We start from the raw sequence: 24,862 nt of genomic DNA, 5'->3' as shown, positions 1-24,862 counted from the left end.
CTGCTACAGAGTGGCAGTCCAGTGGTCGAGCTGCTGCGTGGTGGCCGTCACGCCGCCGCAGACGATGACGAGCACATTGCGGTAGGGCGCCAGTGCCGGCGCCTTGCCGTAGACGGCGGCCAGCGCCGCGCCGCAGGCCGGCTCCACCACCAGGCGCTGGTCGGTGATGAAGCGTTGGCAGGCGTCGACGGCGGCCCGGTCCGACACCACCACGCTGTGCAGCGGGCGCGTCTGGCTGATGGCAAACGCCTGCGCGCAGACCTGGCGCGCGGCCAGCGAGGTGGCGATGCTCGTCACGGCCGGCAGGGCCACGTGTTCGCGCGCAGCCACGGCGGCCGCCAGCGAGGCCGCGCCTTGCGTTTCCACGGCCACGATGGCCACGTCATCCCAGCCGTTGCGCTGCAAGCCTTCGGCCACGCCGGCCAGCAGGCCGCCGCCGCCCACCGACAGCACCACCGCGTCCGGCTTCAGGCCTGCGGTGGCCACTTCATCGATCATGCCGGCGTGCCCCTGCCACAGCAGCGGATCGTCGAATGGGTGCAAAAAGGCGTCTTGCGGCGTGAGCATCGATTGGGCCAGCGCGTTCGCTTCCTGCCACGCGGCGCCGTGCACGATCACTTTGGCGCCTTCCTGCGCGATCAGGGCCTTGGCCCGTTCGCTGGTCGTTTCCGGTACGACGACGATGACGGGAATGCCCAGCTGGCGTCCCGCATAGGCGACGGCGATGCCGGCATTGCCGCCGGAAGAGGAGATGAAACGGCTGGCGCCGCGCCGCGCGTATTCTTCGCAGGCGAGGCCGATGCCGCGGATTTTGAAGGAGCCGGGCGGTTGCAAGGCTTCGAGCTTGAGCCAGATGGCGCGTTCGCTGTGCAGGCTCAGGGCGCGCGAGTTGAGCAAGGGAGTTTCGATGTGCAGGGCCATGCGTGTTCCTGGTAAACAGTCAGGCCAGCATCATAGCCGAAGCGCCCGCGCCAGCGTGTCACCCTTGCCGCGTGTGTTACTGCTGTCAGTTCAGGGGCGCGCTCTTGAGCTGGTGCGTGCGCGCCACTTCCTTCATCGCTTCGAGCAGGTCGTCGCGCAGCTGGCGCGGCAGCTTGCCGAAGAATTCCTCGTCGTTCTGGTCGGCCATCCCGGCCAGCACGGGCACCAGCGCCTCGCCTTCCGTGGTCAGCTCGATCGAGTGCTGGCGGCGGTCGGCCAGCAGGATCGATTTGCTGACCATGCCCTTGCTTTCCAGACGGTCGATCAGTTTCGAGACGGCGCCCTTGCTCATGCCGGACACTTGCGCCAGTACCGTGGGCGAGGTGCAGCCCAGGCGGAACATTTCGCGCAGCACCACCCATTCGGAAACCGTCACGCCATTGGCTTCGGCTTTCTTCTGGAAGCTGTGGGAAACGTGGTTGGAAACGAAACGCAGCCAGTAACCGAGGTGGGCTTCCAGCTCGCTGACGGGGACGCTGTTGGGATGGGCGGCTTGCGGCATGGCGGCCGTTTCAAAATTATGGCTCATTTCTTTTCCTTCACTGGGCGGCGTTGCCGGCATGGTTAAGGCCTTCACGCTTGCTGTCGAGTGGTTTGTTTGGGAACTATCATCGTGCTTGAGGTAGTTTTAACACTGTTTTCACAGGAAATCACTTACCGGCAAGAGTTTTTCCTTTTTTCTTGCTCTGGATAGATAAAAAGCAATAACAAGCCAATAATCGTATTGCCGGAGAGGAAGATTAAAAAAATAACTCTTGTTGCATCAATGGTAACAGCATTTTTGCCGAATTGATAAATATTTCATATCATTGCGTGTGCTTGCCCACACACGGCGTATTGCCCGCGCGACAGTGCGAGGTTTTCATGCAGAAACGTGGCCCGCTCAGGCCAGCACCACCTTCACACCCGCTTCGCGCAATACTTCGGCAAAGCGGGGCGGCGGCGGCGCCTCCGTAAACAAGACGTCGATTTGCGCCAGGTCGGCCAGCCGCACCAGCGCCTTGCGGCCGAATTTGTGCTGGTCGGCCACGAGCCATACTTCGCGCGATTGCTCGATGATGGCTTGCGCCACCTTCACTTCGCGCGCATCGAAGTCGCGCAGGCTGCCGTCTTCGTCGATGCTGGAAATGCCGATGATGCCGATGTCGACCTTGAACTGGCGGATGAAGTCGATCGTCGCTTCGCCGACGATGCCGCGGTCCCGCCCGCGCACCACGCCGCCGGCCACGATGACTTCGCAGGCGGCGTTGTCGGCCAGGATGGCGGCCACGTTCAGGTTGTTCGTCACCACGTGCAAACCCGTGTGCCGGCCCAGCGCGCGCGCCACTTCCTCGGTCGTCGTGCCGATATTGATCAGCAGCGAACAGCCGTGCGGTACTTGCGCGGCGACGGCGGCGGCGATGCGCCGCTTGGCGTCGCTGTTGAACACTTGCCGCTGGCTGTAATCGATGTTTTCCACGGACGAGGGCAAGCCGACGCCGCCGTGGTAGCGGGCCAGCAGGCGCGCTTCTTCCATCTGCTTGACGTCGCGGCGCACGGTTTGCGGCGTCACGTCCAGCTGCTGGGCCAGCTCTTCGACAGACATGGTGACCTTCTGGCGCACCACTTCGAGCAGGCGGCGCTGGCGGGGATTCAAAATCATGGGATTGTCTCTTTAAAAATCACAAAACGAACAAAAACGAACAAATAGTGATAAAAATATGTTGCTATCGATTCGCAATCTGGCGTATCTTATCCATATTGCATTCGAATTACATCTGTATTGATCTTAACGACAGTCGCCGGCGATGCCTAGTCTTTCCTCGCCAGCCTTTCCCCCGACAGACACGGAGTCCCGATGGCCGCAGCACAGCAGGGTATGGAGACAGCGATGGCATGCGACGTGCTGGTGGTGGGCGGCGGCATCAATGGCGCCGGCATCGCGCGCGACGCGGCGGGCCGCGGCCTGTCCGTGCTGCTGTGCGAAAAGGACGACCTGGCCGCGCACACTTCATCGGCATCGACCAAGCTGATACATGGCGGCCTGCGCTACCTCGAATACTATGAATTTGGCCTCGTGCGCAAGGCGCTGATCGAGCGCGAAGTGCTGCTGCGCTCGGCGCCGCACATCATGTGGCCCTTGCGCTTCGTCATGCCGCACGCCAAGGGCCAGCGTCCGGCCTGGCTGATACGCGCCGGCCTGTTCCTCTACGACATGCTGGCGAAGCGGGAAATCCTGCCGGCCTCCAGTGGCATCGACCTGACCCGCCACGCGGCCGGCACACCCTTGAAACCCGAGTTCAAGCGCGGCTTCGTGTATTCCGACGGCTGGGTTGACGACGCGCGCCTGGTGGTGCTGAACGCCATCGACGCGGCGGACAAGGGCGCGCACGTGCTGACGCGCACGCGCTGCACGATGCTGACGCGTGAAGGCGAGGGGGAGGGCGCTTCCTGGCTGGCCACCTTGCAAGATACCGATGGGAAGCAAACGACCGTGCGGGCGCGCAGCGTCGTCAATGCGGCCGGGCCGTGGACGGCCGAGTTCCTGCAGCAGGCGGCGCCCGGTGGACAGGGACGCCATTTGCGCCTGATCAAGGGTAGCCATATCGTCGTCAAGCGCCTGTTCGAGCATGATCACGCGTATATCTTCCAGCATCCGGATGGGCGCATCGTGTTTGCCATTCCGTATGAGCACGATTTCACCCTGATCGGCACCACCGACCTCGACTACCAAGGCGACCGTGGCAAGGTGGAAATCGATGACGAGGAAATTCGTTACTTGTGCGAGCTTTCCAGTTACTATTTCAGCAAGCCCATCGTGCCGGCCGACGTGGTGTGGACGTATGCGGGCGTGCGTCCGCTGGTGGAAGACGCGGCAGCGGACGCCAAGGCCGTCACGCGCGATTACCGCTTCGAACTGGACCGGGAAGGTGCGCCGCTGCTGAGTGTTTTCGGCGGCAAGATCACCACGTTTCGCAAGCTGGCCGAGGAAGCGATGGACATGCTGGCGCCCTTGCTGGGCAATACGCTGCCGGCCTGGACAGCCAGCGCCTGCCTGCCTGGCGGCGACGTGTACGGCAGCGCGCCGCAGAACCGGTCCGTGCGCGAGTTCGGCCAGTTCGTGCAAGGCTTGCAGCGTGAGTATGCGTGGCTGCCGGCGGCGCTGGTGGCGCGCTATGCACGCGCCTACGGCACGCGCATCCACGTGCTGCTGGCCGGGCGGGCGGACGTGGCGGCCATGGGCGAGGAAATCGCCGCCGGCCTGTACGCGGCGGAAGTCGATTATGTGCGGCGCCATGAATGGGCCGTCAGCGCGGCCGACATCCTGTGGCGGCGCTCGAAGCTGGGCCTGCACCTGCCGCGCGAGACGGCGGACACGCTCGATGCCTGGCTGTTGCAGCATCCGTTGTCATAAGTAGCACCCGTTGGCGACCGCGCCCCGCAGAGGGTGCGGCGAAGAATAAGAAACCATCACTGGAGGAGAAGCGCGTGCAACTGGTACTGGACAAGATCAGCAGGAAGCAGGGGGCTGACGACTTTTTATATCCGATGTCGCTGGCCTTGGTGCCGGGCGCCATCAACGTCTTGCTGGGCACCACGCGTGCCGGCAAGACGACCCTGATGCGCGTGATGGCGGGCCTGGACAAGCCCAGCGGGGGCACCGTGACGGCCGATGGCGTCGATGTGACGGGCGTGCCCGTCAGCAAACGCAACCTGGCCATGGTGTACCAGCAATTCATCAACTATCCGGCCTTCACCGTCTACGACAATATCGCTTCGCCCTTGCGCCTGCGCAAGGAACCCGAGGAACAGATACGTACCAAGGTGCTGGCGCTGGCCGAGCGCCTGCACATCACGCCCTACCTGCAGCGCACGCCCGGAGAATTGTCGGGCGGACAGCAGCAGCGTACGGCGCTGGGGCGCGCGCTGATCAAGGATGCGTCCTTGCTGCTGCTCGACGAGCCGCTTGTCAACCTCGACTATAAGCTGCGCGAGGAATTGCGCCGCGAATTGACGGAACTGTTTTCCAGCGGCAGCACGACGGTCGTGTACGCCACCACGGAACCGCTGGAAGCGCTGCAGCTGGGCGGCCACGTGGCCGTGCTGCACGAGGGACGTTTGCTGCAGCAGGGGCCGACTCTGGACGTCTTCAACGCGCCCAATTCCATCGACGTGGCGCGCACCTTCAGCGACCCTCCCATCAATCTGATCCCCGCCCGCGTCGATGCTGCCGGCGTGGCGCAGGCGGCCGACGGCCTGTCGATACACTTGAGCGGCGCGCAGCGCGCCCGTCTGGGCGACAGCACGGAGGTGATCCTCGGCGTGCGCGCGCATAGCCTGCATTTGTCGCCGCAGTCCGATGGCGACGTGGCCATCGCAGCTACGGTGGATCTGGCCGAAATCAGCGGCTCGGAAACCTATGTGCATGCGCGCCGTGGCGACCTGGCCCTGGTGGCGCAGCTCGGTGGCGTGCACAACCTGGAGATCGGCAGCGCCTGCACCGTGTATTGCCAGCCGCATGCCTTGCTGATCTTCGCGCAAGACGGCGGGCTGCTGTTTGCTCCTGTGCAAGGAGGGACATGACATGGCGCGCATCGAACTGGTCGACCTGGCCCACGCCTACAAACCCAATCCTTCCGCACCCGCCGACTATGCGCTGCGGCCCATGAGCATGGCGTGGCATGACGGCGGCGCCTACGCCTTGCTGGGGCCGTCCGGCTGCGGCAAGACGACCTTGCTCAATATTATTTCCGGCCTGGTCAAGCCGTCGCATGGCAAGGTGCTGTTCGACGGCAAGGACGTCACGCAACTGCCGACCGAGGCGAGGAATATCGCGCAAGTGTTCCAGTTTCCCGTCATTTACGACACCATGACCGTGCACGACAACCTGGCGTTTCCGCTGCGCAATCGCGGCTGGAAAGAGATCGAGGTGAAAAAGCGCGTGCAGCAGGTGGCGCAGATGCTGGAATTGACGGGCGACTTGAAGCTGCGCGCCAGCGGCTTGTCCGTGGATGCCAAGCAAAAGATTTCGCTGGGCCGGGGCCTCGTGCGCCCCGACGTGGCGGCCGTGCTGTTCGACGAACCGCTGACGGTGATCGACCCGCATCTGAAATGGCTGCTGCGCAGAAAGTTGAAGGAAATCCACCACGAACTGAAATTGTCCCTGATCTACGTCACGCACGACCAAGTGGAAGCGCTGACCTTTGCCGACCAGGTGGTCGTCATGACGCAGGGCGAAGTGGTGCAGACGGGCAGTGCGCAAGCCCTGTTCGAGGAACCGGAACACACCTTTGTCGGCTACTTCATCGGTAATCCTGGCATGAACTTGCTCGACTGCACCCTGGACGACGGCGGCGTGCGCGTGGCGGGGCAACTGCTGGCCGTATCTGCTGCCGCGCGCGCGGCGCTGTCTGGCGCGCAAGGGAAAATCACGGTGGGCGTGCGGCCGGAGTTCGTCGAATGCCTGAAAGCGGGCGAGGGGAATGATCATTGCCTCGACGCGACGGTCACGGCCGTGCGCAACATGGGCACGCATTACCTGGCGGAATTCCAGCTGGGTAGCGCGACGGTGGCGGCCAAGCTGCGCGCCATCGATGCCGTCGCCGGAGATGCTGTGCGGCTGCGTTTTCCGCCGCAACGCACCTTGTTTTATGTCAACGATAAGCGGGTGGCCTGATGATACATAACGGTAAAACCGACAACAACCGCCGCGCCTGGCTATTGATCCTGCCCGTGCTGCTGTGCGTGGCCTTTTCCGCCATCCTGCCCCTGATGACGGTGGTGAACTATTCCGTGCAGGATATCCTGAGCCCCACGCAAAAGGTCTTCGTGGGCACCGAATGGTTCCGCATGGTCATGCTGGACGGCGACTTGCACAGCGCCTTGCTGCGCCAGCTGCTGTTTTCCGGCTCCGTGCTGGCCATCCAGATTCCGCTGGGAATTTTGATTGCCCTGTGCATGCCGGCCGACGGCTGGAAGGCGTCCCTCGCCTTGGTGCTGATCGCGCTGCCCCTCTTGATTCCCTGGAACGTCGTGGGCACCATCTGGCAAATCTTTGGCCGCGGCGACATCGGCCTGATGGGCTACACCTTGAACCAGCTGGGCTTTGACTACAATTACAACGGCAATTCGCTCGACGCGTGGCTGACGGTGATGGTGATGGATATCTGGCACTGGACGCCGCTCGTCGTGCTGCTGTGCTATGCGGGTCTGCGCGCCATTCCCGACGCGTATTACCAGGCGGCGCGCATCGACGGCGCCTCGCGTCTGGCCGTGTTCCGCTACATCCAGCTGCCGAAACTGCGTAATGTGCTGATGATCGCCGTCTTGCTGCGCTTCATGGACAGTTTCATGATCTACACGGAACCGTTCGTGCTGACGGGCGGCGGACCGGGCAACGCCACCACGTTCCTGTCGCAATACCTGACGCAAAAGGCCGTGGGCCAGTTCGACCTGGGGCCGGCATCCGCGTTTTCCCTGATCTATTTCCTCATCATCCTGCTGTTCTGCTTTGTGCTGTACACGTGGATGCAGAGAGTCGGCACGGGAGACCAGAAATGATGCACAAGAAAATGAGCAGCGCCATCCTCGTCGTCTTCCTGCTGGCGTCATTGTTGCCCATCTACTGGATGCTCAACATGTCGCTCAAGACCAACGAGGAAATCGTGGGCGTGCTGAGCCTGTGGCCGCAGCAACTGACGTTCGCCAACTACCACACGATTTTTACCGACCGCTCCTGGTACAGCGGCTACATCAATTCCATGATCTACGTGGCCTTGAACATGGTCATGTCGGTCACGGTCGCCTTGCCGGCAGCTTATGCCTTCTCGCGCTACAACTTTGTCGGTGACAAGCATTTGTTCTTCTGGCTCTTGACCAACCGCATGACGCCGCCCGCCGTCTTTCTCGTGCCGTTCTTCCAGCTGTATTCCACCGTTGGTCTGATGGATATGCACCTGGCCGTGGCGCTGGCGCACATGGTCTTCAACGTGCCGCTGGCCGTGTGGATACTGGAAGGTTTCATGTCCGGCGTGCCGAAGGAAATCGACGAGACGGCGTATATCGACGGCTACAGTTTCCCGCGCTTCTTCATCCGCATCTTCTTGCCGATGATTAAGTCGGGCGTGGGCGTGACGGCCTTCTTCTGCTTCATGTTCAGCTGGGTGGAATTGCTGCTGGCGCGCACCTTGACTTCCGTCAATGCCAAGCCGATTGCCGCCACCATGACGCGCACGGTGTCGGCGGCCGGTATGGACTGGGGCGTGCTGGCGGCGGCCGGGGTGCTGACCATCGTGCCTGGCGCGCTGGTGATCTGGTTCGTGCGGCATTACATTGCCAAGGGTTTCGCGATGGGGAGGGTGTGACATGGAAAATACCGATAGCACAGCCAGCCTGTTCGGCTGGATGGCGTGGACGCCGGAAGTGGCCATCTTCTTCATTTGCATCGGCTTGATGCTGGCCGGCATGACGGTGTGGCAAATCCGTTCGCCCAGCATAGCACGCAAGGGCTTCTTGCCCATGCCGACCACGCGCGGCGACCGCCTGTTCATCGGCTTGCTGACGGCCGCGTATGTCAACCTGGCGTGGGCGGGGTTCACGGAAATGCAGCAGGCGATTGGTGCCGGCATCAGTTTTGTAGTGTTGTTAGTGGTAATGCGTTGGGGATAAGTCGTAGATGAGAACACTGGCCCGCTATCGCAGGCCAGATGACAACTAAAAAGGAGATTCACGATGAAATTGAAGTTCACGGTCTTCGCGGCTGCGGCCATGCTCGTGTCGAATGCGGCCCTGGCCGACGCCAAGCAGGCGCAAACCTGGATCGACAAGGAATTCCAGCCATCCAGCCTGAGCAAGCAGCAACAGCTTGCTGAAATGAAATGGTTCATCGATGCGGCGGCCAAGCTGAAAGCCAAGGGCATCAAGGAAATTTCTGTTGTTTCGGAAACCATCGACACCCACGTCTACGAATCGAAGACCCTGGCCAAGGCCTTCGAGGAAATCACGGGCATCAAGGTGCGCCACGACATCATCCAGGAAGGCGACGTGGTGGAAAAGCTGCAGACCTCGATGCAGTCCGGCAAGAGCATCTATGACGGCTGGATTTCCGACTCCGACCTGATCGGCACCCACTACCGCTATGGCGCCGTCGAGCCACTGTCCGACTACATGGCCGCCAAGGGCAAGGAATTTACCAATCCCGGCCTGGACCTGAAAGATTTCATCGGCATCAGTTTCACCACGGCGCCGGACGGCAAGGTGTATCAGCTGCCTGATCAGCAGTTCGCCAACCTGTACTGGTTCCGCGCCGACTGGTTTGCGCGCAAGGATTTGCAAGCCAAGTTCAAGGCCAAGTATGGCTACGAGCTGGGCGTGCCGCAAAACTGGTCCGCCTATGAAGACATCGCCGACTTTTTTACCAATGACGTGAAGGAACTGGACGGCAAGAAAGTCTATGGCCACATGGATTACGGCAAGAAAGATCCATCGCTGGGCTGGCGCTTCACCGATGCGTGGCTGTCGATGGCTGGCGCGGCCGACAAGGGCATTCCGAACGGCATGCCTGTCGATGAGTGGGGCATCAAGGTGGCGGCTGACAAGTGCACGCCCGTGGGCGCGTCGATGTCGCGTGGCGGCGCCACCAATTCGCCGGCGGCCGTCTTTGCGCTGACGAAATATATCGACTGGATGAAGAAATACGCGCCGCCGCAGGCGAACGGCATGAATTTCTCGGAATCGGGCCCCGTGCCGGCGCAGGGCGAAATCGCCCAGCAAATCTTCTGGTACACGGCATTTACGGCCGGCATGACGAAACCAGGCTTGCCAGTGGTGAACAAGGATGGCACGCCAAAATGGCGTATGGCGCCGTCGCCGCACGGTCCGTACTGGAAAGAGGGCATGCAGAACGGCTACCAGGACGTCGGTTCCTGGTTCCTGTTCAAGTCCACGCCCGATGACCGCAAGGCGGCCGCCTGGCTGTACGCGCAATTCGTTACGTCGAAAACCGTGTCGCTGAAGAAATCGATTGTCGGCCTGACCTTCATCCGCGATTCCGACATCCGCCACGATTATTTTACGAAGCACGCGAACGAGTACGGCGGCTTGATCGAGTTCTACCGCAGCCCCGCCCGCGTAGCGTGGACGCCGACCGGCAACAACGTGCCCGACTATCCGAAGCTGGCGCAGCTGTGGTGGAAGAACGTGGCCACGGCCATCACGGCGGAAAAAACGCCGCAAGCGGCCATGGATAATCTGGCGGAGGAAATGGACCAGGTCATGGCGCGCTTGCAGCGGGCCGGCATGAAGGCCTGCGCGCCCAAGCTTAATCCGAAAGTTGATCCGAACCAGTACCTGTCGGACCAGCATGCTCCATGGAAAAAGCTGGCGAATGAAAAGCCGAAGGGTGAAACGATTGCCTACGACAAGCTGCTGCAAGCCTGGAAAGAAGGCAAGGTAAGGTAAACTGCCTGCGCTGTCCTGAGGGCACGGAGTGAATCCGCTCCGTGCCTGTTTTTACCCGCTTTTCCGCACCACCAGACAATGACCAAATACATACTTGCTTTAGATCAGGGCACCACCAGTTCGCGCGCCATCCTGTTCGACCATGCGGGCCGGCCGCACGCCAGCGCGCAGCGCGAATTTCGCCAGATTTTCCCGCAGCCGGGCTGGGTCGAGCATGACGCGAACGAAATCTGGGCCTCGCAAGAGGGCGTGCTGCAGCAGGTCTTGCGCGACAGCGGCGTGGCGGCTTCCGACGTGGCCGCCATCGGCGTGACCAACCAGCGTGAAACGACGGTGCTGTGGGACCGCGCCACGGGCGAACCCGTCGCCAACGCCATCGTCTGGCAAGACCGCAGAAATGCCGCCTATTGCGAGCAACTGGTCGAGCAGGGCAAGGCGGACCTGATCCAGCAAAAGACGGGCCTCGTGCTGGACGCCTATTTTTCCGCTACCAAACTCAAATGGTTGCTCGACAATGTTGCCGGCGCCCGCGTGCGCGCCGAACGGGGCGAGCTGGCCTTCGGCACCGTCGACAGCTGGCTGATCTACAAGATGAGCGGCGCTCACTTGACGGATACGAGCAACGCGGCGCGCACCATGCTGTTCAATATCCACACCCTGCAATGGGACACGGACTTGCTGGCGCTGCTGGGCATTCCCGCTTCCCTGCTGCCCGATGTCGTACCATCGAGCGGCGTGGCCGCGCATACGCACGTTGATCTGCTGGGCGTGTCCGTGCCGATCGCCGGCATCGCGGGCGACCAGCAGGCCGCCACGTTCGGCCAGGCATGTCTGAAGCCGGGCATGGCCAAGAATACCTACGGCACGGGTTGCTTCATGCTGATGAACGTGGGCAAGCGCCCCCTGCCATCGAAAAACCGGCTGTTGACGACGGTGGGCTGGAGCCTGGGCGCTGGCAGCGACAAGACCGATTATTTGCTGGAAGGCAGCGCCTTTATCGCCGGCGCTGCCGTGCAATGGATGCGCGACGGCATCGGCATCATCCGCGACTCGTCCGAAGTGGAAGCGCTGGCCACCAGCGTGCCCGATTCGGGCGGCCTGGTCTTCGTGCCCGCGTTCGCGGGCCTGGGCGCGCCGTACTGGGATCCGTACGCGCGCGGCACCCTGATCGGTATCACGCGCGGCACGGGCAAGGCGCATATCGCGCGCGCGGCATTGGAGGGCGTGGCGTACCAGAACGTGGACGTCTTGTCCGCCATGCAGGATGATGCGGGCATTGCGCTATCCGAATTGCGCGTCGACGGCGGCGCGGCCCGCAACGACATGCTGATGCAATTCCAGGCCGACATATTAAATGTGCCCGTGGTGCGCCCCGTGGTGACGGAAACGACGGCCCTGGGCGCCGCTTATTTGGCGGGCCTGGCCGTGGGTTTCTGGGATTCGCAGGAAGAAATCGCCGCCCAATGGCAGGTGGGACGCCGTTTCGAGCCTCAGATGGCGGCCGATGAACGCTTGAGCCGGCTGCACAAGTGGCAGCGGGCCGTGGAACGCTCGCGCGACTGGAGCGAGTGATTAGCTGGCATTTTTCCTTTTGCCGAGCTGATCATCGCGTGCAGTGTCTGTCAGCATTGCAATAATTTGATCGAAATCCTGTTTTGATCCAATGCTGCGCCTATGGTGTGTTGCCATCATGTTCCGGAAGCCTGGCAAGTCAATCATTATCTTTTTTGCCAATTCCAGCGGTGTCTGGTGAAACGAGTTTTCCTTTGCTACGAGGTGTGCATGATGTTCGATCAAAAGGGATACGATGTCGGCATACCCCATGCGCACGGCAGTATGGAGCGCGGTGTTTCCCTCGTCGTAAGTGCCTTTGAGCGTGTCCGCCTGATGTGTCAACAGCATGGAAACACAGTGTTTTGAGCGGGCAGTAACCGCGGCATGCAAGACGGTGCGGCCCAGGAAATCCTGGGCATTGATATCGGCACCAGCAGTCAGGAACAGCAGAATCAGTTGCTCGTCACTTGCATCGGCCGCCATCATCAAGGGCGTCTGTCCTTTGAAGTCTGCAATGTTGACCTGTTTGGGCCATGCTTCGGTCAACAGATGAATGGCATGGCGCCAATGGGCCACCAACTTTTCCACCTTGCTTATTTCGCCTTGCAGATCGGAAGAGACTGCGGCACGCAGCATGGGCAGCTGTTTTGCAAAGCCTCCGTGCATCTTCAACCATGCCATGAGCACGGTGTTGCTGCGCACTTCACGCAGAGTGCCTTGTCTGAACGTTTTGGCATGCTGTTTCATCCACTGTTTCAAGGCATCCCAGTTACCTTCGATGATGACAGGAAGCGCTTCTTGGATGAATGCCTCCGCCTGTTTTTTTGCCAATGGCTGCACGCTCTCCATGCCAGGATAGGGCTTGTAAAGGTCGTCCCAGAAATACTCCGACGCCCATACGGCGGTGTCTTCCAGTGATGTCAGCTGCCCCTGAAACATGCCATAGGCAAGCATATTGCGATGGTATTTTTCGTGGTTGGCAGGAATTAGGCCCAGATTGGCAACTTCGATGGCAAACGCATCCCTGGCGATTTCACCGCGCAGTGTGCCGAAGTTTCCATCGTTGCAAGCGTCGAGTGCTGCCCGCATCAGCTTTGCCGCATCGTCGAACGCGTTTTGCGCCAGCAGGTGCTTGGCGCGGTACTGCAGCAAGGGCGCCTTCCATGTCGTATGGCCAGCGCTGGTTTCGGCATCTGCTAGGAGCGCTTCCACCTGTTGCCGGACATCGCTTGGCCTGTTCGTGTGAGGGCAATTCAACAGCTCGGCCAGTTCCAGGACGATCGCGCCAACCATTTCCGCCGGCGTTGCCGCCAATTCCCGCAACCGTTGCATCGCCAGCAACCTGGTTTTTGCAGGGGAAGTGGTCGATTTGGCAACGCGGCTGACGACGGCATAGCTGGTTTCACTCTGGAGCGCCCGCCAAGGTGAGGCGGTGCGGACCCGCTCCAGCAAGGAGTGTAATCGCATGTTTTCTTCATGCTCTTCCTTCAACCGCCGGCATTTGCTTGCGATAAGGGTTGTGGCAGTGTGCATGTCGAGTGCGACGAGGTCTTCCAGGGCATCGCCATCAGCGAGTTTCGCGAACCGGCGCGTCAGCAGGTCGGCCACGGGGAGATGCCCCTCGTTTTTAATGGAAGGCAAGATCGAGAGAAAGATGTCCGCCTTGTCCCAAGGGGCCAGCCGTGATTCGAACAGGATGTCTTCCTCATCTTGCGTGTCGGAATTTTTCCAAGCATCAACAGTCAGATTGTAGACGGTGCCGAAGATTCCCGCCAATTGCAGCAGCTTGTTCTGAGACGGGTCCGTACAAGTGGCCTGTACGCCCGGGCAGAGGAACTTCAGCAATCTGATGTATCCATCCTGCACCATGCGGGCGACCCGCAGTCGCTGCCGGATCATGGCCATGCCTGGCTTTGCATAGCGTGTCAACAGTGCCTGCACGAAAAGCTGTTTCTCCTCATCGGTGGCCGATTCATCCATGACAGCTTCAATCCGCCCCGGCTGTGTCATCGGAATCTGATCGCGAAGGTCGTCCGCAGATAAATTTCTGAATTGAATGAAGGCGAGGGCCGCTTCAAACTTGGCTTCGTCAGCAAGATCTTCTGCAAGTTCAAATACGCCTTTGAACACCAGTTTGGCGCCGTCAGAGAAGTATCCATTGATCGAATTGACGCGCGGGATAGATGCGTTTTTCCAGTTGTGCAAGTTCCTGACGATGGAGTCCTTGTCGGTATTGCCGTCACCAGGCAATCCTGTCCCGACGCCTGCCTTGCCGATGGAACAGTCCAGCAGGTCGATGAGCCAGTCGACAACGTGAGGCACAGGCAGCTCCATTGTTCCCGTGGTGATATTGACGTGAGGCAAGAACCAGAATGCTCCGCCTGGCATTCCCTTGTCGAACGCGCCGTCGAGATTCCAGAACGCGATTCTGCGGGCCAGGTTTGGAACATAGCAGTATCCGAGAAGATGCCATACCACTTGGCGCTGGTCTGCATTCGAGGTCCATGTGTTGAGTTCAACAGCCTTGTGGTACCCCTCCCATTCGCTCATTCCCAGGACCGCATCTCGGCAAGCTGCAGCATCCATATCCAGGCTATTAAAGATGGCGCCACAAATGTCGGCCGCCATGTCCTTGTGGTTTTTGTTGCGCATGCCGAGATTGGCGAATTTGTCCTTGACCTTGCTTGAATAGGGAACTAAATCAAGGCTTTGATGGATTTCAAGTAACAGCGCTTCAAAGCTAGGGATGGTTGCCATTGTGTTTTTGCTTTCATTGGTTTGATTGCAATAATGTTCCCACGTTGCTCGTGCCGGTGTCACGGAAACTTCTCGTCCCCACCCCCTCTTTTCCATGGATATCGCTGTAAATGTCAAATCCCGAGGGGGAGGGGGCGGGATCTTTCATGGTTTTTGAGTAACTTTCTGGGTATCAGTGAGGACTGATCAAACAACCGGAGTGTGCCGTGAGCCTTACCCCCACCAGTTCCGTACGCGAACTCGTCGTCAATTGGCATGTTACCGAAGTGTGTAATTATGGCTGCCGCTATTGCTATGCAAAGTGGGACGATGGCGGTTCGACGCAGGAGTTGATACACGATGGCGCTGCCATCAAGGCATTGGTCGAGGAGGTGGGACGTTTTTTTAAACCTGGCAATTCGGGCAACCCGCTGTGGACCGGCATGCATTGGACCTCGCTGCGGCTCAATCTCGCTGGCGGGGAACCTTTGCTGTATGCAGAGAAAGCGCTGGACGTCATCCGGCATGCCCGGCGATTGGGTCTTGAGACCTCCATTATCAGTAATGGCAGTCGTCTGACGCCTGCCTTGATGCAAGCACTGGCCCCCCATCTTGCGATATTGGGGCTGAGCCTGGACTCCTCGGAAGCGAAGACCAATCTGGGTATCGGACGGGTTGACCGCCAGTTGCGCACGCTGTCGATGCCTGAATTGCTTGGCATGATTGCTGTGGGCCGGCAGATCAATCCCCTGCTTAGGCTAAAGATCAATACTGTCGTCAACGCATTGAACTGGCAAGAAGACATGAGCAACTTGATTGGCAGCCTGGCGCCGGAGAAATGGAAAATCCTGCGCATGCTACCCAAAATTACGGATGACCTGGCCTTGTCTGACGCGCAATTTGACACCTTTGTCCGGCGCCATGCCCACCTTGATCATGGCGTCCGTGTGGAGGATAACGCCGACATGACCGAGTCCTATTTGATGATAGACCCCTATGGCCGCTTCTTTCAGAACATACCTGGGGAAAAAGGCTATCGATATAGCGATTCCATTCTCGACGTCGGTGCCGCCAGGGCATTTTCCCAGATCAATGTGTCGGCGACGAAGTTTTGTTCCCGCTACACAGGCGAGTTGGCTGATCTGAAAGCATGAAATGGCCGCCCGCCCTTTTGCCACCGTTGTTGTTCTGGCACAGGGCTGATGATCATCCTGGCTGGCCATGTCCGTCCCTGCCAGCGCCCGTTGGCAGGCAGGCCGCAGTAGCGCCTATTTATGGCCGCGCAAAATACACGGCATAACCCACCGTTTCGCGCGGCACCGAGTACAGGTCGCGCAGCTCGAAGTAGGGCGCGTGCACGTTGCCGCTGACGCTGATGCCGGCCCGTTGCAACGCCAGCCGGAAGCGGGGCACGTGAAAGTATTGCGTGGCGACCATGGCCGTCTTCCAGCCGTGCTGGCGCATGAGAAGCGCCGCGTTGCGCGCCGTGGCGTCCGTCGTCCAGCCTTGATTATCCTCAAGGATGGCGCTGGCAGGCACGCCGCGCGACTGCAGGTAGCGGGCCATAGCTGCGGCCTCGTCAAAACCTTCCTTGCCCGTCGCCCCGCTGACGAGAATGCGCGGCGCCCTGTGTTCCTGGAACTGCTTGAGCGCCGCGTCGAGCCGCGCCTGCAGGCGGGGGCTGGGCGTGCCGTCGGGCAGGATCGTATTGCCGGGCACGACGATCACGTCGGCGGGGGCCGGCTTGTCGTTGAGTCCATCGAGCACCAGGGCCGCCGTGGCCAGCAGGAAAACAGCAAGAGCGCTCAAGCTCAGGAGTATGATTTTTCGCATCGTTGATGATGAAACTTGTAGTGGACGCATCATACGCGTCCACTCCTGCATGTGTCAGTTCTGCAGGCGCGGTAAATGGCCAAGTAAAGTTGCAATTTAGCTTAGCGGGACAATCCTGGCATTCAAATCGGCGTGCTCACGCAACAGGTACAGCAAAGCTGAGCCGTCTATCAGTTCGATCGGCTTATCAGATGAAAAAACATAGGCATCGGGTCCATAGCGGCTGGTCGTAACCAATATGCCTTTGTTCGCACCTTCATTCAGCATGGTTCCGTACAAATCGCGAACGGCGCTCACGCCAACCGCATCCTTATATCGTTTGGCCTGGATGACCACCTTGCCACCCAACACAGGACGGATATCAAATGCCACGGCGTCTACACCACCGTCGCGCGAACCGCGGGTGAGCTTGGTTTCGAGTCCCATTTTGCTGAACAAATTGGCGACCAGGTCTTCAAATTGCGATGGGCTTAGTTCGAGCAAGTTGGAGCGGTTTTCCAACTCGTTCAAGGAATTGCCCTGCACAATGAAGCGCTTGTCGACCATGTTGAATTCGATGATAGGTTTGACCGCGAGCAGTTCCTCGGGACGGGGTGAAACATGGGCGCCCAAGGTGCGCAAGCATGCAACGGGATGCGCCCGCTGCAAATTTATGGCAAGAAACGTGTCACGCGCCGTACGCACTGAAATAACGGGCACGCGGATGTCATGGCCCGTTGCGGGGTCATGGGTATCAATGATTCCCGTAAAGGCGAGTACTTTGATTGCCGATGCCTGATCCGATTCAATCAGTTCATGCATGGTGCGCAAGGCGATTTCAGCGATCAGTCGCCGGTAAATATCCTGAATTTCCGATGGCTTGCGGATCTTTGATTCGATGCTGTCCTTGCTTTTGACGTAGCGAAATTCGCTTGTCGTGGGCACGATGGAAATCAAGGGCAACTCATATTCGACAGCCAGTGTGCCATTCAAAGCGTCATAGGCGACGCGAAATTCCTGGGGAAAGTCGTTCAGTGGGTATTCTGATCTGGATAGCACCATGTCGCAATAGGTGACCACGGCATCGCAGTCGTGCGAGAAATATTCCGCCTTGAACTGATCAATTGCACTGTTCCTTTCGGCTTGGCCAGCATGGAAGGCCGCTTTTCGCGCATCGTATTCGCGACGTTCTTGATCTTTGAAAAATTGTTTGGCGATTTCCTGGATACTGAAAGCGATTAACTGCCGGTGATAGTTTTCTGTTGAATTTTTTATTTTTAGTTCATGACGTTTCGCTACATGGGGCATGAATGCTGACCATGAAGGAGGCGGGTGGTGCAGAACTTCCTCCGGAGCGGAGGTGCTGAATAAACGGGGGGATATTTCAAACGGGGCGAATTTTTCTGTTGGCCGAAGACTGTCGAAACTGATCGTATCGTCGACATCAAGGGTATGGGCCAGCACGCCGCGCAAACCAGCGAGGCAATCCTCAATCTCTTCATTCTTGTCTGCGACCTCCTGTTGCCTCAAATCCAGATAGTCGATCTTTGCCTGCTTTTCTGCCGCCTTTGTATCGCGCATCGATTGCGCAGCAGCCATGCGTTCGTGGCGTTCATGAACCCGCCGTATCGTGGCTGCGCCTCGTGCTTGTCTTGCTTGCTCTCTCTCGGCAGCTGCGATAGCTCTGCTCGTGGCACGGATGAAACCTTCCAATCCAGAGCGTCGGCCCATGTCATATCCCTAGTTCATTGTGGTAATAATAGAATACCGCAAGAAAGTTTTTATCTGGACAATAAATTGATATTCCCAAGTAATCATTGCATTTTTACCATATGCCCAGGAGCCCGCGAGGTTAACTAGGTGTATCTGCATTCAAAATGGATGAAGCGATTCCACCCAAAGACCCTGGCCTGCGATCAGGAATGACCTCCGGATGGATATCCTCATCGGCCGCGATGACATCCGTGGCCCGTTCCAGCTCAATAGCCTGAACCGTCCCACCATGGTGATCAACCGCCGCAGCGGCGTGATCACGGTAGATGGCATGTTCAGCGGGTGCAGCGACGCCGATGGCTGGCACCGGCGCTTTTTACTTCCGCACGCCTCCGTGCTTATGCACCGGCCGCCTTGCGCGCGCGCTGGTTCGACAGATAAATATTGTCTATTTCCAGCGGCTTGCCCTCGCGCACGGCATTGAGCCAGTCCTGCGTGCTGGCGACGGCGGCAAAGTTCGAATGGAATACGGCGCTGAACACGCGGTGGATTTCCTCGGCGCTGGCCGTGCCGCCCGCGTTTGCGTAGGGCAGGGTGCCGGTGGCGTCCTGCAGGAACTCGACTTGCAAGCCGTCGTGCGCGGCGTGGTAGATGGTGGCGGCGTCGCAGTTGTGTGTCATGTAGCCGATCACGCTCAAGGTGTCGATGCCGTGGCTATCGAGCCAGGCGCGCAGATCCGTGCCCGCAAAGGCGCTGCCCATGCTCTTGTTGATGCGGTGGTCGGCGGCAAAGGAGGCCACTTGCGGATGCAGCTGCCAGCCGTCGCTGCCTTTGGCGAAGATGGGTGAGGCTTCCGGCGCATCGTGCTGGACGACGATCACGGGCACGCCGGCGGCGCGGGCGGCGGCCATGGCGGTGACGATATTCGGCAACGAGATGTCGACGGACGGGTATTCGATGGGCATGTCGCCCGTGAAGTATTCATTTTGCACGTCGATGACGAGCAGGGCGCGGCGTGGTGCGGTAGTGTTGGACATGCGTGACTCCTGAATGGTTGAAATGGGAAGGACTTCCCCGATACAGCCATTGTCAAGCCGCGCGATGCAAATAAAAAGTGGCCCGAAGGCCTGTGTGCGATAAAATCGGGCCATGACTACTTCTCTTGCTCATGCCGCTCCTCTGACGGTAGCCGTGATCGCCTTTGACGGCATGACGCCATTTCACCTGTCCGTGCCTTGCCTCGTGTTTGGCGCCCAGACGGACGAGGCCGATCTGCCGCCTTTCCACGTGCGCGTGTGCGCGGCCGATCCCGCGCCCTTGCGCACGGCGGCCGGTTTCGGCATCACGCCCGAGTTCGGCCTGGAAGGACTGGATGGGGCCGATATCGTCATCATGCCGGCCTGGCACGACGATTGCCGCGATGCGGCGGCGGCGCTGGTCGCGGCGTTGCAGGCGGCCAGCCGGCGCGGCGCGCGCATGGTGGGCCTGTGCCTGGGCGCGTTTCCCCTGGCGCAGGCGGGCTTGTTGGATGGCAAGAGCGCGGCCACGCACTGGGGCATGGCGGACCGGCTGGCGGCCCGCTATCCCAAGGTCAGGGTGGACCGGGAAGTACTGTACGTGGACGATGGCGCCGTGCTGACGTCTGCCGGCGTGGCGGCCGGCCTCGATTGCTGCCTGTATCTGCTGCGCCAGCTGGCGGGCGCCGAAGTGGCGAACCGGGTGGCGCGCCGGTTGCTGGTGGCGCCGCACCGCCAGGGCGGGCAGGCGCAATTTATCGCGCGTCCCTTGCCCGTGTCCGGCAGCGAAGGGCGCTTTGCCGAGGTGCTGGCCAGCGTGACGGCCAGCCTGGGCCAGGCGCACAGCATCGACGCGCTGGCCGAACGGGCCGCCATGAGCCGGCGCAATTTCACGCGCCACTTCCGCCAGGCGACGGGCACGTCGTTCAAGCAGTGGCTGCTGAACCAGCGCCTGGCGCATGCGCAAGGCTTGCTGGAAAAGAGCGCGGCCTCGATCGACGTCGTGGCGCAAGAGGCCGGCTTCGGCACGGCCCTGTCGCTGCGCCAGCATTTCCGTACCAGTCTGCAGACATCGCCCTCGGCCTATCGCAAGCTGTTCCGGCAGCAGCTAGGCCAGGTCGCCTGACCATAGCGTGGCAGGGTCGCGGCTGCCCTGCGGCAGCATCGCGCTGACGGCGATTTGCCGCCCGATGAAAGCGGTGGCATCGAAGCCATAGCGTTCCTGGAAAGACACGGTTTCCGCGCTCATCAATTCGGCATACGTTTGCATCAGGGTCGAGGCGCCAACATGGTTGTCTTGCGCCAGGTAGCTGGCGATGGCGGTCATTAGCACGGGGTAATCGGCATTCTCCTTGCTGCCGCCAAAGTGGAACGACAATTGCCCGCAGGCGCGCCAGATGGGGTCAATTTCCCCGTCCGGCACCGGCTGCGCGCGCAGCCATTGCAAGGCTTTCAGGGGCGGGCCGCCAAAGGACGGTGGCGAAATGATGGCCTGGATGGCCACCTTGATGGCATCATCGGTTCTTCCCGCGCGCACGTACTGGCCATGCAGCAAGGCCAGCGCGTCCGTATATTCGGGCACGATGGCCAGCGCCGCTTCCAGCAGGGCGATGGCCGCCTCCGGCTTGCGCTGCGCGATCTGTTCCTTGGCTTCCAGGAAGGCGGCGCGCGGCGAGGCGGGGTCGTCGGCCAGGGTTGGCGTGCCGACATACTCGTCTTCCGCTGCCGCGTGGGCTTGCAGGAAGGCCGCCAGGCTGGAAAAGTGCGGCTGGATGCGCCACTCGTCGTGCCAGGTTTCGACGACGATCGGTTCGGACGCTTCGCGGCCGATGGGCCAGTACAGGCCGAAGGTGTCGCCATTGCCCAGCGCGCCTTCAGAGAAGGGAATAAAACCGAGCGGTGGATACGCTGTCGTGTGTTGCCAGTCTTGTTCCGCCGAGATATGGGCGAGGCTTGCGGGTAATTGCATGGAGGCACCGGAGGATAAAACGCCAGTGTAGAACAAGAGGACGCGGTGGGCGCGTCCGCATGGGCTTACTCGCGCGGCTCGTGGATGCGGAATTTCTTGACGATACCGGCCTGGTCGAACATGACGGCCACTTCGCGCGTGCCTTTTTCGCCCAGCAAGGGAATCAGGCGCGTCACCTTGGGCGCTTGCAACTGATTCTTGTAGACCCAGACTTCATAGCCGGGGTCGAAGCTGACGACGGTGGCGTTGCCCAGGGCCGCGTCGAGGTCGAGGCGGGTGGTCTTGCCGACCTTGATGTTCTGATAGATGGCGCCATTGTCCGGCGCGCGGTTGACTTTGTATTCACTGGCGGTGCACATGGCCACGGCCAGTCCCGCGAGGCAGGAAGCTGCCAGTTTTATCAATGTGTTCATACGGACTCCCAATGTGCATCACTGCTTCCAATCTCAGAGGGGACGGGCGTGATGTCAGGAGGGCAGTGTGCTTGTGTCGCCCCGAATGTGCTACAAGATTATACAAAGGCGCACGAATCGATGCCTTTGGTGCCGGCTGGCGGTACTTTTACCGGCTCTGCAATACGTCGGTCGACAGCGCCAGGGTTTCCTTGATTTCTTCCATCACCACATAGCTTTTCGATTGCGCGGCGCCCGGCAGCTGCAGCAGCATGTCGCCCAGCAGTTTGCGGTACTCGGCCATTTCATGGATGCGCGCCTTGATCAGGTAATCGAAGTCGCCCGATACCAGGTGGCATTCCTGCACCTCGGGAATTTGCAGCACTTCGCGGCGGAATTGCTCGAAGGCGGACGCGGATTTTTGATTGAGCGTAATCTCTACAAAGACCAGCAGCTTGGCACCCAGCGCGGCCGGGTTCACCTTGGCATGGTAACCCGTGATGACGCCGTCGCGCTCCATGCGCTTGACCCGCTCGATGCAGGGCGTGATGGACAGTCCCACCTGTTCACCGAGGTCTTTCATCGAGATGCGGCCATCCTGTTGCAGGATGCGCAGGATGTGGCGGTCCAGCTTGTCGAGGCCACGTGCCGATTCTTTAAGGATTCTCATGATTTATTGCTGAATATCTCGATTTATACGTGAACAAATACTGGCTCTTTCCCAATATGATAGCGGTTAATCTGGCGTCAGCCTAAAAAATATAATGAGGAAACTATGCGTATCGTGATTCTGGGTAGCGGCGTCATCGGCGTCACCAGTGCTTACTATCTGGCCAAGGCAGGACATGAGGTGACCGTCATCGACCGCCAGCCGGGCCCGGCACTGGAAACCAGCTTCGCGAATGCGGGGCAAATCTCGCCCGGCTACGCTTCGCCATGGGCTGCGCCCGGCATTCCCCTGAAAGCCGTGAAGTGGATGATGCAGCGCCACGCGCCGCTGGCCATCTCGCTCGACGGCAGCGCCGCCCAGCTCAAATGGATGTGGCAGATGTTGCGTAATTGCACACCGGAAGCGTATGCCGTGAACAAGGAACGCATGGTGCGCCTGGCCGAATACAGCCGCGACTGCTTCAAGGTGCTGCGCGCCGAGGCCGGCATCACCTATGAAGGCCGCCAGCAAGGCACGATGCAATTGTTCCGCACGGAAAAGCAATACAACGATGCCGCCAAGGATATCGAAGTATTGAAAGATGCGGGTGTGCCGTATGAAGTACTGCAGCGCAACGAGTTGTCGCGCGCCGAGCCGGCACTCGAAGCCGTCAAGGATAAACTGTTCGGCGGCTTGCGCCTGCCCAACGATGAAACGGGCGATTGCCAGCTGTTTACCACGCGCCTGTCCGAGATGGCGGAGGCGCTGGGCGTGAAGTTCCGCTATGGCGTGTCCATCGACGCGCTGCTGACGCAAGGTGATGAAATCGCTGGCGTGCAATGCGGCGCGGAAATCGTCAAGGCCGATTCCTATGTCGTGGCGCTCGGTTCCTACTCGACGGGCTTCATGAAGCCGCTGCTGGATATTCCCGTGTATCCATTGAAGGGCTATTCGATCACCGTGCCTATCGTCAACGCGGCCAAGGCGCCCGTATCGACCATCCTCGATGAAACCTATAAAATTGCCGTGACGCGTTTCGACGACCGCATCCGCGTGGGCGGCATGGCGGAAATCGCCGGCTACAACCTGAACCTGAACCCGCGCCGCCGCGAAACCCTGGAAATGGTCGTCAACGACCTGTTCCCCGGCGGCGGCAACACGGCGGAAGCGACTTTCTGGACGGGGCTGCGCCCGATGACGCCGGACGGCACGCCGATCGTCGGCCGCACGCCGCTGCGCAACCTGTTCCTCAACACGGGTCACGGCACCCTGGGCTGGACCATGTCCTGCGGCTCGGCGCAATTGCTGGCCGACCTGATGTCGTCGAAAAAGCCGGCCATCCTGGCCGACGACCTGTCCGTCAGCCGCTACAGCGGCGCGCAGGGCCAGGGCAAACTGCAACACGCGGCGGCCTGAGATGGCGGCCAGCATGCCTCCAAAGGAACGTAGCGGCGCCATCCTGACGGTGGACCTGGATGCCGTGCGCGCCAACTACCGCTTGCTGCGCGACAAGGCGCACCCGGCCGCCTGCTCGGCCGTCGTGAAATCCGACGCGTATGGCCTGGGCGCCGCGCAAGTGGGCGCGGCCCTGTATGAAGAAGGTTGCCGGCACTTTTTTGTGGCGCACCTGGAAGAGGGCATCAGCCTGCGCCCGCACGTGGCGCCGGACGCGGCCATCTTCGTGCTGCACGGCCCGCCCGTCGGCACGGAAGGCGAATTCACGGCCCATGGCCTGATTCCCGTGCTCAACAGCGAGCCGCAGGTGGCCGGCTGGCGCGCGCATGCGAAGGCGCTGGGCAAAACCTTGGAAGCGAATGTGCAGGTCGACACGGGCATGTCGCGCATGGGTCTGTCGCCGGGGGAAGTCGACGCCTGGCTGCTGGACCCGCACTTTCTCGACGGCATCAAGGTGCGCTACATCATGAGCCATCTGGCGTGCGCCGACGAACGCGGCAACCCCATGAATGGCGAGCAGCTGGCCCGTTTCATCGCCATCCGCGCCCGTTTGCCGCAGTACCGCGCCAGCCTGGCCAATTCCTCGGGCATCTTCTTGTCGCCCGATTATCACTTTGACCTGGTGCGCCCCGGCGCCGCCCTGTACGGCATCGGGCCGCAGGGCGGCGAACCGAATCCCCTGCGCTCCGTGGTGCGCCTGCAAGGCAAGGTGCTGCAGACGCGCATGATCGCCGCCGGCGACCACGTGGGCTACAGCCGCCGCTACACGGCCAGCGAGCCGCGCCAGGTGGCGACGGTGTCCGTCGGCTATGCCGATGGCTGGCTGCGCAGCATGAGCAACCAGGGCCTGGCCATCGTCGACGGCGTGAAAGTGCCGCAGATCGGCGCCATCTCGATGGATTCCATCACGCTCGACGTGAGCGCCATCGCCGAAGAGCGCGTCGCGCCGGGCAGCCTGGTCGACCTGATCTGCGCCGAACACCCGGTCGACGCCGTCGCGGCCATGGCCAATACCATCGGCTACGAGGTACTGACCAATTTGGGCGGGCGTTACTACCGCGAGTACCAAGGGCTTGCCGGCGCACGTTAAGCAGCGCGAAACCGATGATTGTGTGGCAAGATAGCCCTGGCGTGAGCTTCACTCCAG

The 24,862-nt window shown here is 60.6% G+C and carries 22 protein-coding genes; 12 read left to right on the top strand and 10 right to left on the bottom strand.

Annotation, left to right across the window (positions count from 1 at the left end):
- Positions 1-3 precede the first annotated feature (3 nt).
- The 3 genes from FG13_RS08670 to FG13_RS08660 form a co-directional block, all read right to left on the bottom strand.
- Entirely contained in the window at positions 4-921 is a 918-nt protein-coding gene (locus FG13_RS08670) for a pyridoxal-phosphate dependent enzyme (RefSeq protein WP_035820100.1), read from the bottom strand.
- Between the two features lie 85 nt (positions 922-1,006).
- Positions 1,007-1,510: a MarR family winged helix-turn-helix transcriptional regulator gene (locus FG13_RS08665; protein WP_051958782.1), complete on the bottom strand. Its 504-nt coding sequence runs from the start codon at positions 1,508-1,510 to the stop codon at positions 1,007-1,009.
- Positions 1,511-1,864: 354 nt separating this feature from the next.
- Positions 1,865-2,623, bottom strand: coding sequence for a DeoR/GlpR family DNA-binding transcription regulator (locus tag FG13_RS08660; protein ID WP_200880260.1), 759 nt, complete (start codon positions 2,621-2,623; stop codon positions 1,865-1,867).
- Between the two features lie 195 nt (positions 2,624-2,818).
- On the opposite strand from FG13_RS08660, the gene glpD reads away from it, so the two are divergent.
- From glpD to glpK, 8 genes are all read left to right on the top strand, one after another.
- Positions 2,819-4,375: a glycerol-3-phosphate dehydrogenase gene (glpD, locus tag FG13_RS08655; RefSeq protein ID WP_035820098.1), complete on the top strand. Its 1,557-nt coding sequence runs from the start codon at positions 2,819-2,821 to the stop codon at positions 4,373-4,375.
- A 74-nt stretch (positions 4,376-4,449) separates the two neighbouring features.
- On the top strand, positions 4,450-5,544 hold the full coding sequence (locus FG13_RS08650; RefSeq protein WP_035820096.1) for an ABC transporter ATP-binding protein: 1,095 nt from the start codon (positions 4,450-4,452) through the stop codon (positions 5,542-5,544).
- Position 5,545: 1 nt separating this feature from the next.
- Complete coding sequence (locus FG13_RS08645; protein ID WP_035820094.1) at positions 5,546-6,637, top strand: ABC transporter ATP-binding protein; 1,092 nt, start codon at positions 5,546-5,548, stop codon at positions 6,635-6,637.
- A complete protein-coding gene (locus FG13_RS08640; RefSeq protein ID WP_034754965.1) occupies positions 6,637-7,521 on the top strand; it encodes a carbohydrate ABC transporter permease in 885 nt (294 codons plus the stop codon). Before FG13_RS08645 ends, FG13_RS08640 begins: the two co-directional genes overlap by 1 nt.
- Positions 7,518-8,324: a carbohydrate ABC transporter permease gene (locus tag FG13_RS08635; RefSeq protein WP_035820093.1), complete on the top strand. Its 807-nt coding sequence runs from the start codon at positions 7,518-7,520 to the stop codon at positions 8,322-8,324. Before FG13_RS08640 ends, FG13_RS08635 begins: the two co-directional genes overlap by 4 nt.
- A 1-nt stretch (position 8,325) precedes the next feature.
- Positions 8,326-8,628, top strand: a complete 303-nt coding sequence (locus FG13_RS08630; RefSeq protein WP_402718758.1) for a DUF2160 domain-containing protein — start codon at positions 8,326-8,328, stop codon at positions 8,626-8,628.
- A gap of 63 nt (positions 8,629-8,691) precedes the next feature.
- Positions 8,692-10,419: an ABC transporter substrate-binding protein gene (locus tag FG13_RS08625; protein WP_034779106.1), complete on the top strand. Its 1,728-nt coding sequence runs from the start codon at positions 8,692-8,694 to the stop codon at positions 10,417-10,419.
- Positions 10,420-10,497: 78 nt separating this feature from the next.
- Positions 10,498-11,991 (top strand): glycerol kinase GlpK, encoded by a 1,494-nt coding sequence (glpK, locus tag FG13_RS08620; RefSeq protein WP_035820091.1) that lies wholly within the window; start codon positions 10,498-10,500, stop codon positions 11,989-11,991.
- Here the strand turns inward: glpK and FG13_RS29980 are convergent, their stop codons facing one another.
- Complete coding sequence (locus FG13_RS29980; protein ID WP_051958779.1) at positions 11,992-14,730, bottom strand: ankyrin repeat domain-containing protein; 2,739 nt, start codon at positions 14,728-14,730, stop codon at positions 11,992-11,994. It abuts the gene before it with no gap.
- A gap of 206 nt (positions 14,731-14,936) precedes the next feature.
- Here FG13_RS29980 and FG13_RS08610 point away from each other — a divergent pair, with 206 nt between their 5' ends.
- Positions 14,937-15,863, top strand: a complete 927-nt coding sequence (locus tag FG13_RS08610) for a viperin family antiviral radical SAM protein (RefSeq protein WP_035820089.1) — start codon at positions 14,937-14,939, stop codon at positions 15,861-15,863.
- A 118-nt stretch (positions 15,864-15,981) separates the two neighbouring features.
- Here the strand turns inward: FG13_RS08610 and FG13_RS08605 are convergent, their stop codons facing one another.
- From FG13_RS08605 to FG13_RS08595, 3 genes are all read right to left on the bottom strand, one after another.
- Entirely contained in the window at positions 15,982-16,518 is a 537-nt protein-coding gene (locus tag FG13_RS08605; protein ID WP_235211701.1) for a YdcF family protein, read from the bottom strand.
- A 120-nt stretch (positions 16,519-16,638) separates the two neighbouring features.
- Positions 16,639-18,252 carry a restriction endonuclease gene (locus FG13_RS08600; RefSeq protein WP_035820086.1) on the bottom strand — a complete coding sequence of 538 codons (1,614 nt, stop codon included), beginning with the start codon at positions 18,250-18,252 and terminating at the stop codon, positions 16,639-16,641.
- Between the two features lie 380 nt (positions 18,253-18,632).
- Positions 18,633-19,271 carry a cysteine hydrolase family protein gene (locus tag FG13_RS08595; protein ID WP_035820085.1) on the bottom strand — a complete coding sequence of 213 codons (639 nt, stop codon included), beginning with the start codon at positions 19,269-19,271 and terminating at the stop codon, positions 18,633-18,635.
- Positions 19,272-19,413: 142 nt separating this feature from the next.
- Here FG13_RS08595 and FG13_RS08590 point away from each other — a divergent pair, with 142 nt between their 5' ends.
- A complete protein-coding gene (locus FG13_RS08590; RefSeq protein WP_442905219.1) occupies positions 19,414-20,376 on the top strand; it encodes a GlxA family transcriptional regulator in 963 nt (320 codons plus the stop codon).
- On the opposite strand, the gene FG13_RS28875 is transcribed toward FG13_RS08590, so the two are convergent.
- From FG13_RS28875 to FG13_RS08575, 3 genes are all read right to left on the bottom strand, one after another.
- Complete coding sequence (locus tag FG13_RS28875; RefSeq protein ID WP_051958775.1) at positions 20,359-21,219, bottom strand: tetratricopeptide repeat protein; 861 nt, start codon at positions 21,217-21,219, stop codon at positions 20,359-20,361. The two genes, FG13_RS08590 and FG13_RS28875, sit on opposite strands and share 18 nt — an antisense overlap.
- Before the next feature lie 65 nt (positions 21,220-21,284).
- Positions 21,285-21,632: a hypothetical protein gene (locus FG13_RS08580; RefSeq protein ID WP_035820081.1), complete on the bottom strand. Its 348-nt coding sequence runs from the start codon at positions 21,630-21,632 to the stop codon at positions 21,285-21,287.
- 148 nt (positions 21,633-21,780) lie between these two features.
- On the bottom strand, positions 21,781-22,281 hold the full coding sequence (locus FG13_RS08575) for an Lrp/AsnC ligand binding domain-containing protein (RefSeq protein WP_034754979.1): 501 nt from the start codon (positions 22,279-22,281) through the stop codon (positions 21,781-21,783).
- Positions 22,282-22,386: 105 nt separating this feature from the next.
- On the opposite strand from FG13_RS08575, the gene FG13_RS08570 reads away from it, so the two are divergent.
- Together FG13_RS08570 and alr are read left to right on the top strand one after the other, a co-directional pair.
- Entirely contained in the window at positions 22,387-23,676 is a 1,290-nt protein-coding gene (locus FG13_RS08570) for a D-amino acid dehydrogenase (RefSeq protein ID WP_035820079.1), read from the top strand.
- Between the two features lie 13 nt (positions 23,677-23,689).
- Positions 23,690-24,805 carry an alanine racemase gene (alr, locus tag FG13_RS08565; protein ID WP_235211700.1) on the top strand — a complete coding sequence of 372 codons (1,116 nt, stop codon included), beginning with the start codon at positions 23,690-23,692 and terminating at the stop codon, positions 24,803-24,805.
- Positions 24,806-24,862 lie beyond the last annotated feature (57 nt).

Source organism: Janthinobacterium sp. RA13, assembly GCF_000745325.1.
In the GTDB taxonomy this organism is placed as follows: domain Bacteria; phylum Pseudomonadota; class Gammaproteobacteria; order Burkholderiales; family Burkholderiaceae_D; genus Janthinobacterium; species Janthinobacterium rivuli.
The sequence above is the reverse complement of the archived record's forward strand: the minus strand, read 5'-3'. Positions and strand labels throughout refer to the sequence as shown.